Consider the following 11870-nt stretch of genomic DNA (forward strand, 5'->3'; position numbering starts at 1 on the left):
ATATGTATCCGTTATAACCATGAGAGGATGTAAAGGAGTGAAGACAATGCAAACGAGATCGATTGTAACCAGGAATGAGTATCAGGAGAGTGAGGAAGGAATGGAGGAACTGATTCCGAAACTTTATCGATATTGTTATTTTCTGACCAAGAGCAAGTGGGACGGAGAGGATATCGCTCAGGAGTCCATTTGTAAGGCACTGAGCCATTACCCTGATTGCTTGAATTGGAGCTCTTCCTTGCTTAATAAAATGGCCTACCATCTGTGGATTGATAAAGTCCGGAAGCAGGGTAAGGAGACTATCGGACCTGTTCCAGAAACGAAGGTGGAAGACAGCCCCGGTGAAGGGATGAGTATCGATACGATTGACATGCTTTCAAGGAAGATGACACCAAAACAATTGGTCACCTTCATTTTAAAGGAAGCATTTCAGTACAAAATTTCTGAGATTGCCGAAGTGTTGAGCATGACGGAAACGGCTGTGAAAGCCTTGCTTAATCGCTCAAGGGCAAGAATCGAAAAACTTTCCCATGATGAATGGTGGGGTGGTGTTCAAACCAATCGAGATGAAGATCTTCAAAAAGAGCTGACCGCCATTTTATACCGCACATTGAAAGCGCAGGATCCAAGTCTCCTCATAGCATACATTCCTACCTTACTCGCACAGGCACCAGTCCATATACAATTAGCACGAACGTCTGCCTCTCCTTCAAGCGTCCTCTCACTAGCCGCGTAAATAAATGAGGGAGGAAAAACACATGAGTACCATACCTTATGTCATTGAACAGTCTGGTAAAGGAGAACGTTCCTATGATATTTATTCTCGACTGCTAAAGGACCGTATCATCATGGTGAGCGATGAAGTGAACGACCATATGGCTAACAGTATCGTTGCCCAACTATTATTCCTGGCAGCAGACGATCCGGAAAAAGACATTTCCTTATATATCAACAGTCCGGGTGGCTCGACTTCGGCGGGGTTTGCCATTTTTGATACGATGGAATACATCAATCCCGATGTAAGGACGATTTGCACTGGGATGGCGGCTTCGTTTGGAGCGATGCTGTTACTTGCAGGGACAAAGGGGAAACGATTTGCCCTTCCAAATAGTGAAATCATGATTCATCAGCCGTTGGGAGGGGCACGGGGGCAGGCGACTGACCTTGAGATTTCAGCGAAGCGTATCCTGAAGTTAAGGAAACATATCAATGAAATCATCGCGGAGAAAACCGGTCAATCTGTTGAGAAAGTCGCTTTCGATACGGACCGGGATTATTTCATGAGTGCCTATGAGGCGAAGGAATACGGGATCATTGATGAGATTATTGAGAAGAAATGATTGGAGAATGAACGGTCGATATGGCCGTTCTTTTTTATGTCATTCAGCATTCAAATAAAGGAAATAGAAGAGGTGGAGGTTCGTCTTTCCATAAAATGTAATCATTTAAGAATAATATGGTAAAATGAACCGTGATTGGATATGAGGTTTAAATCAACAAAAGGAAGGAGGGGAGTGGCTGGTGACACTGATGTTAGTATTGAGTTTTATTGGACTGTTCTTTTTTATGAGAAGGTCCAGAGAAAAAACGTATTCCATTAAATGGATTACTTCACTGAATAAGTATAGGTGGTTTCAAAATTCCTGGATGATCGGAGTTTTTTTATTTGGTATGAATCTATTGTTATTTGGTACAACTGCCTTGATATTGTACGCTATTACCTTCATGACGATTCCATACATCCACCTTGTAATCATGGTAACTGCACCAGTCGCGAGTATTCTCGTGTGGCAATCGATTGTCTATACGAGGGAGTGGATGAAAGGCGAGAGACTGAAAGCCGGTATGGTCGGGAGCAGTTTCTATTTGTTCTTTTTTTTGTTTATCCTGTACAAATGGGTCACCTATGTACCCCAGTATCCAGGTGAGGACGGGTTTATGGCCGCCATAGGGTTTTTTCTTGGGTTATTGGTAACGGGAATGGCCTTCGTTATATGCTTTCTGATGATAGTTTTTCTTCCGAACCATAGGCGTATGTAGCAGGATTTCCATTCCTTTCTTTTTATCATCCTTTCTATTATCCTTAAAGAATACATTCTGACAAAAAAGAGGTTTACAGATGAAAACGATACATAGCGATGTGATACAATTTCGGGGTTCTCATTATGAGTTTGGCCGCATGCAGGGGAAAAGGATTAAGGATTCGATCACGGTGAAGAATAGGGAGAATCAGTGGAAAGTAAGAAAACCGCGATTTTCCATCAGTATCGAGGAAACAAAGGGTGCAATCAAGAGATTTGCCCCTGGTATCTGGGAAGAACTCATTGGCTTGCAGGAATCCCTTGAATGGCCTATGGAGCGGGTGCTTCAAGAGTTTGGAGGGTACCGGGTTGAGTATGTGAAATCCGGTTGCTCGATCATGACGGGGGAGAACTATTTAATCAGGAATTATGACTATCACCCGAAAACGTATGAGGGACGATATACGTTTTATCAGCCGACCGATGGCGGGTATAGTATTATCGGACCGAGTCAGCGCGTCACCGGGCGAATGGATGGAATGAACGAAAAAGGTCTGGCATTGGGATATAACTTTATGCACAGGAAGAATCCTGGTGACGGTTTCATTTGTTGTATGATTGGACGTTTGATTCTCGAATCATGTGGAGACGTTACAGAGGCGGTTGAGATGTTAAAAGAAATTCCTCACAGACACTCATTCAGTTATGTTGTGTACGACAGAAGCGGGGAGACGTTTATCGTGGAAACGTCTCCCCGTGGAGTCGAGGTCCGCCAATCTAATGCGTGTACCAATCATTTTGAAGTGATGACCCATGAAAATAGACATCACCTCGTCGATTCGAAGCGGAGATTGAGCGTCATTCAGGAACAGAAGGCGGAGAATGCTTATGACTCTTTCCGCTTAATGAACGACACGGATAAGGGGGTCTTCTCCAATTTATACGGGAGTTGGGCTGGCACGATTCACACATCTGCCTATTTTCCGAAAGATATGAAGGCGTGGTTCTCCCTTGGAGGGGACCGAGAACCGGCTGTCTTTGATTTTGCTAAGTGGCTTGATGGAAACGATGTAGACTGTGAGAAGATCATTGGAGAAGTAGATACAGATATTCCGTTCGTCCATATGGATGAGGGAGCGGATTGGTTTCAGAAATAAATGGTAGGACTTTAGGAATATTCCTGAGGTTCTTTTTTTTTGAGAAGAATCAATGAATTAAATTCCAGTTTACTAGAAATACTTTCTGTTTTTTCCTTAATTGTAGGACTTTTAGTCGGTTTTACGATTTTTTGCAATAGTGACAAAATAGTCACATAGTTTTTGAATTTCGTATCAGTATAATAGAACTAGAGAGGTTTATGTAGGAGGGATGCGAATGAGTCAACAAAAAAGAAATTGGCTTGAACGATTAAGGAAATTGAAGGGCTATAGCCAAGAAGACATTGCGTCTTCCATTCATATCGACAGATCCTACTATTCAAAGATTGAAAATGGTGTGAGAGTACCAAGTAGAAAGCTTGCAGAACATTTAGCAGATATATTGAATTTTCATGTTTCTATCTTCGAATTAGAGGTTAGTCCATTTTATTTTGCCCTTCAGGATTCCCCCATGGTTATTGCCCATTTTGATTTAGAGCTAAGATATACTTGGATTTTTAATCCCCACCCAGATTTTGATCCTGTTTTCGTGATTGGGAAGCGGGATGAAGAGTTAGAGGATAATGATGGAACTAGGGAATTAATGAAAGTAAAAGAAGAAGTCATCAACGTTCGTCAATCAATTAGAAAAAAAATTATCTTTCCACTATCGGATACTACATACGAGTATGATGTCACTTGTCATCCGTTATTTAATCATAAAGGTGAACTGATTGGAGGAAGCTCCGCCTCTATTCAATTAATTAAAGAAGAAGTTACGGATCCTGGTCAAGAAACTCACTCCTGATTAGTTCGTTCTGATAGAAATAAGATAGGGGTGTTCATATGGTTGATTCTGTTTTAACAAATTTATTATTGAATTTCCTATTTATTGTAGTAGGACTTTTACTTCTCGGCCTTTATTCTGATTTCACCAGAAAGGCGCCTACTAAAGGAATGATCATCCTTTTCTCTACCATTACGATTCTATTATGTGTGGTGTTTAGCAATAAACTGACCAATGGAGTCTACTTAGATTTGCGAATGATCCCCTTTTTCTTAGGTAGTCTATATTTTGGTCCTGTCGTTTCATTTGTTTTAATGGTTGTCATCATAGCAGTACGTTACCTCATCCTCGGAAGCGAGTTTATTCATCTCGTGATGTTAAATTATTTTATTGCTTATTTAATATTGGCGGCATTTTCGAAAAGATTTTTACAAGCTAAGAATAAAGTGAAAATGATCTTTATGATTGTGGTCTGCTGTAGTATGACGATCTTTAATCTAGTGTTTGGCATTATCTATCACACTGAAATTCCACTGGATGAGTACGTATATCTTGTTTTCATACCTTTAACCGCAGTGGTAATCAGCGTAATGATGGCAGAGATGATTCGCAAACTGATGATGATGAAGAAAATGTTGAATCAGCGGGAAAAACTTCAAGTTGTTAGTCGACTAGCGGCAAGCATATCTCATGAGATAAGAAATCCTCTGACTACTTCAAAAGGATACTTACAGCTCATGAGGGAAGAAAATAATGAAGAGATGCAAAGAGAATTTGTTGACTTATCCTTGAGTGGAATCGATCAGGCAACTACTGTCATTGAAGAATATCTGACCTTTACTAGGTCGTCTCCTGACAATAAAGAGAGGATCGATGTTAAAGACACCATTTTAGAAATGATCGAAACGGTAAAGCCCCTAGCTCAGCACGTTCAATTTCGCTATCAGCTTATGGATGGCATATATGTTGATGGTCATTCTCTTAGTTTTCGTAAATGTGTAGGAAACATAATAAGAAATGCGATAGAGTCTATGCCTCAGGGCGGGGAACTGACAGTGACGATGGTGGTAAATGAAAACCTGGCCATCGCCATTTCTGATTCAGGATGGGGCATGACTAAGGAGCAAATTGAACGCTTTGGGGAACCTTTCTTCTCGACGAAAGATGAAGGAACCGGTCTAGGGATTATGGCGGCAAACATCATTGTTCATTCCATGAAAGGTAATATACGTGTGGAAAGTGAGTTGAATAAAGGCACAACGGTCTATATTGAATTTCATTCTTCAACGTTGAATAGTACATGAATGAAAAAGGAATCTGGCCATTTGGCCAGATTCCTTTTTCATTATTTTTATACAAACTTCACGATATCTTCATAAGAACGACGGGTTTTCGGTCCTGGTTCATTGACGCGGTAACCGAATGCGACCATGACGGAAATACCGAAGCTTCCGTCCTCCAGTAAACCTTCTTCATCCAATAGCTTATTCATTTTTTCAATATCAAAGCCTTCGATCGGACAGGAATCGACCCCGATAAGGGCTGCAGCGGTCATCATATTCCCAAGGGCTAAGTAAGTCTGTTTACCGGCCCAGTCATATAGAGGACGATCGCCTTCTAGTAAATCGAAATCAACTTTTTGGAACTGTTCAATTTTTTCTAAGTATTTAGCCATATGTTCTTCAGGAAGTTTCTTTCCATTTTTGAAGTGATCCTGTAAATAGTGTGAATCATATTTAGTATCTTTCTTGGTTCTGGCAAGAATCACAACGAAATGACTGGCTTCAGGAAGTTTTCCGTAAGCCCCCCAAGCAGTATTTTTAATTTTTTCTCTCAGCTCTGGATTTTGAATGACCACAAATCTCCAAGGTTCGAAGCCAAAAGAACTCGGCGATAGCCGACCTGTTTCCATTATGAAGCGAAAATCGTCATCAGACACTTTCTTATTTGGATCGAATTCCTTTGTTGCATGTCTGAAATGGTATGCATCTAAAATGTCCTGCTTGATTTGGTTTTTATTAGTCATTGAACATCCACTCCTCATCTTTTGATTCAATCAAGTTTAACTTACCACAAGTCCGGAAGGTTAATCATGTGATGTGACTTGGGAAACTCTTCTCCTAAATATGTAAAAAAACGAAACGGAAGTCCCCTTTCAACCGTAATATAAGGATGGAAACATAAAGAGGGAGTTGTGACGGATGGAATTTTTATGGATCGTACTTGCCGGGCTAGGTGCTCTCATCCTATTTAATTGGGTGATGGGTTATCGGAAAGGGCATATTCAAATCGACTTTGAGGAACGGTATTTTAACGAAAAGGATTACATTGATGCGATCACACGAGAACTTGAAGAACAAGGAAGGCAAGTTGAATATATGGGGAACATGAAATTTATTGTAGATGGCCAAACGTATCTGTTTATTGAGCGGAATGTTTCAATGGGCGGGGTTCCCATGCAACGTACCATTTTAAAGCCCGTGAAGAAGTGAAGGCGTGCATGGCAATACATATAAAGTTTCAAAGCTATCAAATTGGAGGAGGGATTAAATGAAACGTGATATTCAAATTAAGATCGTGTGGGAGTTTGATGTGAACAAAGAAATGCGGGACGAACTACAATTATTATTATGTGAGTGCTTTGGAGAAGACTATCCTAAGGAAAGAATCTATTTCAAGCAAAGACCTCACTTTAGAGTCCTGGCCTACAAAGGTAATCATTTGATAGGGCATATTGCATGTGATTATCGAACAATGAATCTAAATGGTCATCCCATCAACGCATTAAGTCTAATTGATGTTTGTGTATCCGCAGAGATACGTTCAGAGGGAATAGCTTCACAATTATTATCTGAAACAGATAAGTTCTGCCAAAATAAGGACATCGATTTTATCGTGTTATTTGCTGATAACCCTGTTGTTTATGAACGAAATGGATTCAAATCAGTTCAAAGCAAATGCACATGGTTGAAGATCAATGATGTGAATCTAACCACAAAAGGGATCGGCTGTGAAACAATCAATGAGCTGATGGTGAAATCGGTTGGCGAGAAAAAATGGGAAGATGGCGAGCTGGATTTATTAGGGTATTTGGGATAAGCGGGTTGAGGTAATAAGATGTGATTCAAAAAAGGTGTCTGGCTGCCAGATGCCTTTTTTGTCGTGGTGGAATGGACAATCCAAATGAGTCTGTTCATGTAAAAATTCTATAAAAATATGAAACTAATATTGACATTTGGGGGGTGAAGGGAATAAGATGAACATATAATTTGCGTAAGGGAAACTTTTTAATATAAAGACAATATAATTTACCGGAGGAATGAAACATGTCCGAAGTCAAGTCAGTGCTTCTTTCAGAATGTAAGCCTGGGGAACGCGTTCTTATAACATCATTATCATTAGAAGGAACCATGAGAAGAAGATTATTAGATTTAGGATTTGTGAGGGGTTCCGAAGTATATGTGATCCAAAAAAGTCCTCTGGGAGATCCGATGGCATTCCGGGTGAGTGACACAACGATTGCTTTGAGGAAAGAAGAAAGCTCAAAGATTCATGTTCAGAAATTAGGAGGTGCGTAAAATGAGTTCATACAGGATTGCTCTTGCCGGAAATCCGAATACAGGAAAAAGCACGTTATTCAATCTATTGACGGGTTTGCGCCAGCATACAGGAAATTGGCCTGGTAAGACGGTTATACACGCGGAAGGTGAGTTCAAACACAATGATACGGATTTCACGATTGTCGATTTACCTGGTACGTACTCTCTTTATTCCAACTCAACCGATGAAGAAGTAGCACGGGATTACATTGTCTTTGATAAACCGGATGTGACACTTGTTGTACTGGATGCCACTTCATTGGAAAGAAATATGAACCTTGCACTTCAAGTAATGGAAATGACAGATCGGGTCATCGTAGCCTTGAATTTAATGGATGAAGCAAAGAAAAAGGGAATCGAAGTGAATAGTGAATTGCTTAGCAAGAAGCTTGGGGTTCCTGTTGTGAAGATATCAGCAAGAAATAATACGGGAATCAAGGAACTATTGGATGTAGTTCATGAAATGTCAAAGGGAAATGTACCAACGGATCCATATCGTATGACGTATTCAGATGAAATCGAAACAAAGATTGAAGAACTGGCACCTAAGGTAAGGCAGATGATTGGTGATGAGTTTCCGATTCGATGGATTTCCTTGCGTTTATTAGATGGAGATGAAAGTATTCTCAACTCGTTGAATGATTACTTTCAAAAGGAACGAAAGAGAGGAGGATATTCCAATGTCTCAATCAATGCAACCACATGAGGGAGATCAATCCCTGGCTCATTTGTTCAATCATGCAAAAGGGATGTCGAGTGCCAATCTCCGGGATGAGATTGTAGAAAACATTTATTCAACGAGCAGAGGAATCTGCAAAGAAGCTGTAAAGTACAAAAGCAAAGAGCGAATCCATTCGGAAAAACTTGATAAAGTGTTAACTTCCCCGATTTGGGGATTCCCGATCATGCTTGCGATGCTTGGAGCCGTCTTCTATCTGACCATAGCAGGTGCGAATGTTCCATCTAGCATGCTTGCTCAAGGATTCGCATGGCTGGAAGGGCAACTGACCCTGCTCTTCGCCGCCATGAATGCACCTGAGTGGCTGCATGGAGTACTGGTTCTCGGTTTCTTCAGGGGAACGGGCTGGGTAATCAGTGTTATGCTTCCTCCTATGGCCATATTCTTTCCAGCATTTGCACTACTTGAGAACTACGGATATTTACCGAGGGTGGCATTTAACATGGATCGCCTCTTTAAGAAAGCAGGCGGCCACGGTAAACAGTCATTGACGATGGCCATGGGATTCGGCTGTAACGCAGCAGCTATCATGTCTACTCGAATTATAGAATCGCCAAGAGAACGGATGCTGGCCATTCTTACGAATAACTTTGTTCCGTGTAATGGAAGATGGCCGACGCTTATCTTACTGGCTTCGCTATTTATGGCAGCAGGATATGCTGGTGGTATGGCTTCCCTTGTGACAGCAGGAACTGTTATGTCAATGGTGTTGATCGGGATTGTTGTAACCATTAGCGTTTCATGGGTGCTGTCCAAAACAGCACTTAAAGGAGTACCGACTCATTATACACTTGAGTTACCACCTTACCGTCGTCCGAAAATCTGGAATACGGTATTACGCTCTAGTATTGATAAGTCTTGGTATGTGTTAAAGAGAGCCGTGATTGTTGCCGCACCTGCATCGATCATCACGTGGATCATCGCCAATATTTTCATAGGCGACACGAGCATTCTCATGCATTTTGTCAATTTCCTTGATCCATTTGGGCAGGCTCTTGGAATGGATGGCTTCATCATGGCAGCCTTTATCATCGGGCTCCCTGCCAATGAAATTGTCGTCCCCATCTTAATCATGGCGTATCTCTCTCAAGGAGCTATGTTGGAGCTTGATGATTTAACAGAATTAAAGGCGGTTTTCGTCAGCCACGGATGGACTTGGTTAACGGCACTGAATATGATGCTATTTTCGTTACTTCACTTCCCATGCGGAACGACCCTTGTGAATATTTACAAGGAAACGAAAAGCAAGAAATGGACGTTCCTGGCGTTTGCGATTCCAACTGCAATTGCCATCGGAGTTACATTCTTAGTAGCGACTATTGTGAAAGCAATGGGTTGGGTGTAAATACAGATTCAGAAAGCAAACCCTCTTTTAAAAGGGGGTTTGTTTTTTTTATATAACTGAAAGGTCCTATAAAAAGTGTTACGATAAAGACAATAAGAAGTAGATGTATTGAAGGAGTAAACGATGAAAGAATACTATTATGATAAATTATTGAACATAAAAACGCGGCAGAATCAAATAGGATTCCATCGATCATTTCACTATCATCGCTACGAACCTACTCCATATGTTGCACTCGAGGAATTATTTCAACAATATAAGTTGAAGAGCAGTGACCGGGTGGTTGATTTTGGTTGTGGGAAAGGTCGATTGAATTTTTTCATTCATCATCTTTTTCAATCGACCGCGATCGGGGTGGAGATGAACGACGAGTTTTATGATGAAGCCATGGAGAACCTGACAAACTATCGTCAAAAAGCGAAAGTTCTAGGAGGAACTATTTCTTTCGAACATTGCCTGGCAGAGGAATATGCTGTTCATCGGAAGGATAACCGCTTCTATTTTTTTAATCCGTTTTCTGTTCAAATTTTCATGAAGATCCTCAATAACATTCTCCTTTCGGTCGAAACCTTTCCACGTGACATTGAGATATTACTCTATTACAGCTCTGATGACTATGTTCATTATTTGGAGGATCACCCTTTATTTGAATTGAAAAAAGAGATCCATTTGTCTGGAGAATATGAACAGAATGAGTACGAGCGATTTTTGGTGTATGGGTTGATGTATTGAGAAAAAAGAAAAACAGTCAGAATTTTTGATTTATACGCGTTCATATTGGAGAATAGGGATAGAAGATCCAGAAAAGAAGAGGAGGCGGATGAATTGAGAATTTTAGTTGTAGGTGCAGGTGCTGTTGGAGGTTACTTCGGAGGTAGGTTGATAGAGAAGGGTGAAGATGTCACTTTTCTTGTTCGGGAAAAAAGAGAGCATCAGCTGAAAGAACATGGATTACATATCGAAAGCATCCATGGCGATTTTCAATGTATGCCGCAAACCTTGAGAGCAGAAGAAAAAGCAGAGCCTTTTGATGCCATTATTCTATCAACCAAGGCTTATCATCTTACAGGAGCAATCGAAAGTCTTCACTCCTTTGTTGGAGAGCATACGATGATCCTCCCGTTATTAAACGGAATGTCCCACGTAGATGACTTGATAGAAGCCTTCGGTGAAGAAAAGGTAATAGGTGGCCTTTGCTTTGTCGAGTCGACGTTGGACGAAAAAGGAAACGTCATTCAGACAAGTCCTATTCATGATCTTGTGTTTGGGGAGAGAAGTGGCGAACGAACAGAAAGAATCATGAGCCTTGAACAGGCATTTTCAGGAACGAAAGCAAACTTCCGATTATCAGACACCATCGAGCAGGATATGTGGCATAAATATTTATTCATCACTACATTATCAGGTGTCACGTCCCTCCACCGTGCACCGATTGGTCCGATTAGAGAAACCACGGATGGAGCAGACAGAATCAAAGCGGTCCTTTCACAAGCAGCAACAATCATGAGGAATATTGAGGCGCCTCTCGCTGAAAATATTGAAAGCGCTCAATACGATAAAATCAGCCAAATGGGATATAGTATGAAATCTTCCTTACAGCGTGATATGGAAAAAAATCTTGCCGTGGAAGCCGATCATTTATACGGCTATTTATTGGAGGCAGCCGAAAAACAGCAGGTAAAAGCTCCTGATTTGGGCTTGATTTATGGAAATTTAAAAATTTATGAGATTGCCAATAAATAAGAATGAAGGACATCAAATGCCTGTGAAGGGTGTTTGGTGTTTTTTTTGTTCAGCTGTTCATTATTTCGGGAAAATCAGTAGCTGATTCAGCTAGAATCCCCATGACAAAGACTTCTTCTGAAAAAATGGAAACCATTCCCCAAAATGAAACGTATATAACACTATAAACCAGCCAATCCGAAAAGGAGGACTACATGAACAAACTAATCGGAATAAGCGCACTGCTCGTACTCATCGCAACCATCACCATCTGGCTCACAACCAACGCCACCAACGCTCTCACACTACTGGCAGCTTACGGAATCATCCTATCCTTCCTCGTCTACTTTTCATTCTTTAGTATCAAGAAACGCCAATAAAAGAGGGACGGACCTCCACCCACCCCATGTACCTAATCAGAACGTTGATTTAACAGCACATCGGAAAGGTCCGTCCCTCCTAAATGTTTGCGAGAGTGTCTGTTTATAGTCAGGATTTTATGATGGACTATGTTCTACGCA

At 41.0% G+C, this 11870-nt stretch carries 15 protein-coding genes; 14 read left to right on the top strand and 1 reads right to left on the bottom strand.

The features are described from left to right. Positions 1-46: 46 nt before the first annotated feature. From FGG79_RS14990 to FGG79_RS15015, 6 genes are all read left to right on the top strand, one after another. On the top strand, positions 47-736 hold the full coding sequence (locus FGG79_RS14990) for a sigma factor-like helix-turn-helix DNA-binding protein (RefSeq protein WP_171050954.1): 690 nt from the start codon (positions 47-49) through the stop codon (positions 734-736). Positions 737-758: 22 nt separating this feature from the next. Next, the gene (clpP, locus tag FGG79_RS14995; RefSeq protein ID WP_138779688.1) at positions 759-1340 is read left to right on the top strand and encodes an ATP-dependent Clp endopeptidase proteolytic subunit ClpP; all 582 of its coding nucleotides are present in this window, start codon (positions 759-761) and stop codon (positions 1338-1340) included. Positions 1341-1521: 181 nt separating this feature from the next. Next, positions 1522-2040 carry a hypothetical protein gene (locus FGG79_RS15000; RefSeq protein ID WP_171050955.1) on the top strand — a complete coding sequence of 173 codons (519 nt, stop codon included), beginning with the start codon at positions 1522-1524 and terminating at the stop codon, positions 2038-2040. Between the two features lie 79 nt (positions 2041-2119). Beyond that, positions 2120-3178 (top strand): C45 family autoproteolytic acyltransferase/hydrolase, encoded by a 1059-nt coding sequence (locus FGG79_RS15005; RefSeq protein WP_138779692.1) that lies wholly within the window; start codon positions 2120-2122, stop codon positions 3176-3178. A 217-nt stretch (positions 3179-3395) separates the two neighbouring features. After that, the gene (locus tag FGG79_RS15010; protein ID WP_138779694.1) at positions 3396-3965 is read left to right on the top strand and encodes a helix-turn-helix domain-containing protein; all 570 of its coding nucleotides are present in this window, start codon (positions 3396-3398) and stop codon (positions 3963-3965) included. 38 nt (positions 3966-4003) lie between these two features. Further along, a complete protein-coding gene (locus FGG79_RS15015; RefSeq protein ID WP_138779696.1) occupies positions 4004-5248 on the top strand; it encodes an ATP-binding protein in 1245 nt (414 codons plus the stop codon). Between the two features lie 47 nt (positions 5249-5295). On the opposite strand, the gene FGG79_RS15020 is transcribed toward FGG79_RS15015, so the two are convergent. Beyond that, entirely contained in the window at positions 5296-5970 is a 675-nt protein-coding gene (locus FGG79_RS15020) for an NAD(P)H-dependent oxidoreductase (protein WP_138779698.1), read from the bottom strand. Positions 5971-6145: 175 nt separating this feature from the next. On the opposite strand from FGG79_RS15020, the gene FGG79_RS15025 reads away from it, so the two are divergent. From FGG79_RS15025 to FGG79_RS21875, 8 genes are all read left to right on the top strand, one after another. Next, on the top strand, positions 6146-6436 hold the full coding sequence (locus tag FGG79_RS15025; protein WP_138779700.1) for a hypothetical protein: 291 nt from the start codon (positions 6146-6148) through the stop codon (positions 6434-6436). 58 nt (positions 6437-6494) lie between these two features. Continuing rightward, positions 6495-7043 carry a GNAT family N-acetyltransferase gene (locus FGG79_RS15030; RefSeq protein ID WP_240794301.1) on the top strand — a complete coding sequence of 183 codons (549 nt, stop codon included), beginning with the start codon at positions 6495-6497 and terminating at the stop codon, positions 7041-7043. A gap of 227 nt (positions 7044-7270) precedes the next feature. Continuing rightward, a complete protein-coding gene (locus FGG79_RS15035) occupies positions 7271-7522 on the top strand; it encodes a FeoA family protein (protein ID WP_138779702.1) in 252 nt (83 codons plus the stop codon). 1 nt (position 7523) lies between these two features. Further along, complete coding sequence (locus FGG79_RS15040) at positions 7524-8249, top strand: FeoB small GTPase domain-containing protein (RefSeq protein WP_138779703.1); 726 nt, start codon at positions 7524-7526, stop codon at positions 8247-8249. A 43-nt stretch (positions 8250-8292) separates the two neighbouring features. After that, positions 8293-9627, top strand: coding sequence for a nucleoside recognition domain-containing protein (locus FGG79_RS15045; RefSeq protein ID WP_481747288.1), 1335 nt, complete (start codon positions 8293-8295; stop codon positions 9625-9627). Positions 9628-9750: 123 nt separating this feature from the next. Further along, positions 9751-10359 (top strand): class I SAM-dependent methyltransferase, encoded by a 609-nt coding sequence (locus tag FGG79_RS15050; RefSeq protein ID WP_138779705.1) that lies wholly within the window; start codon positions 9751-9753, stop codon positions 10357-10359. A 93-nt stretch (positions 10360-10452) separates the two neighbouring features. After that, complete coding sequence (locus tag FGG79_RS15055; protein ID WP_138779707.1) at positions 10453-11370, top strand: ketopantoate reductase family protein; 918 nt, start codon at positions 10453-10455, stop codon at positions 11368-11370. 194 nt (positions 11371-11564) lie between these two features. Then, positions 11565-11729, top strand: a complete 165-nt coding sequence (locus tag FGG79_RS21875; protein ID WP_171050956.1) for a hypothetical protein — start codon at positions 11565-11567, stop codon at positions 11727-11729. Positions 11730-11870 lie beyond the last annotated feature (141 nt).

Source organism: Bacillus sp. BHET2, assembly GCF_005938125.1.
Lineage (GTDB): Bacteria > Bacillota > Bacilli > Bacillales > Bacillaceae_B > Rossellomorea.

Bases quoted from the DNA above. Each gene is read 5' to 3' on its own strand.
- FGG79_RS14990 (WP_171050954.1), top strand. From the start codon at position 47: ATGCAAACGAGATCGATTGTAACCAGGAATGAGTATCAGGAGAGTGAG.
- clpP (WP_138779688.1), top strand. From the start codon at position 759: ATGAGTACCATACCTTATGTCATTGAACAGTCTGGTAAAGGAGAACGT.
- FGG79_RS15005 (WP_138779692.1), top strand. From the start codon at position 2,120: ATGAAAACGATACATAGCGATGTGATACAATTTCGGGGTTCTCATTAT.
- FGG79_RS15010 (WP_138779694.1), top strand. From the start codon at position 3,396: ATGAGTCAACAAAAAAGAAATTGGCTTGAACGATTAAGGAAATTGAAG.
- FGG79_RS15015 (WP_138779696.1), top strand. From the start codon at position 4,004: ATGGTTGATTCTGTTTTAACAAATTTATTATTGAATTTCCTATTTATT.
- FGG79_RS15020 (WP_138779698.1), bottom strand. From the start codon at position 5,970: ATGACTAATAAAAACCAAATCAAGCAGGACATTTTAGATGCATACCAT.
- FGG79_RS15025 (WP_138779700.1), top strand. From the start codon at position 6,146: ATGGAATTTTTATGGATCGTACTTGCCGGGCTAGGTGCTCTCATCCTA.
- FGG79_RS15030 (WP_240794301.1), top strand. From the start codon at position 6,495: ATGAAACGTGATATTCAAATTAAGATCGTGTGGGAGTTTGATGTGAAC.
- FGG79_RS15035 (WP_138779702.1), top strand. From the start codon at position 7,271: ATGTCCGAAGTCAAGTCAGTGCTTCTTTCAGAATGTAAGCCTGGGGAA.
- FGG79_RS15040 (WP_138779703.1), top strand. From the start codon at position 7,524: ATGAGTTCATACAGGATTGCTCTTGCCGGAAATCCGAATACAGGAAAA.
- FGG79_RS15045 (WP_481747288.1), top strand. From the start codon at position 8,293: ATGTCGAGTGCCAATCTCCGGGATGAGATTGTAGAAAACATTTATTCA.
- FGG79_RS15050 (WP_138779705.1), top strand. From the start codon at position 9,751: ATGAAAGAATACTATTATGATAAATTATTGAACATAAAAACGCGGCAG.
- FGG79_RS21875 (WP_171050956.1), top strand. From the start codon at position 11,565: ATGAACAAACTAATCGGAATAAGCGCACTGCTCGTACTCATCGCAACC.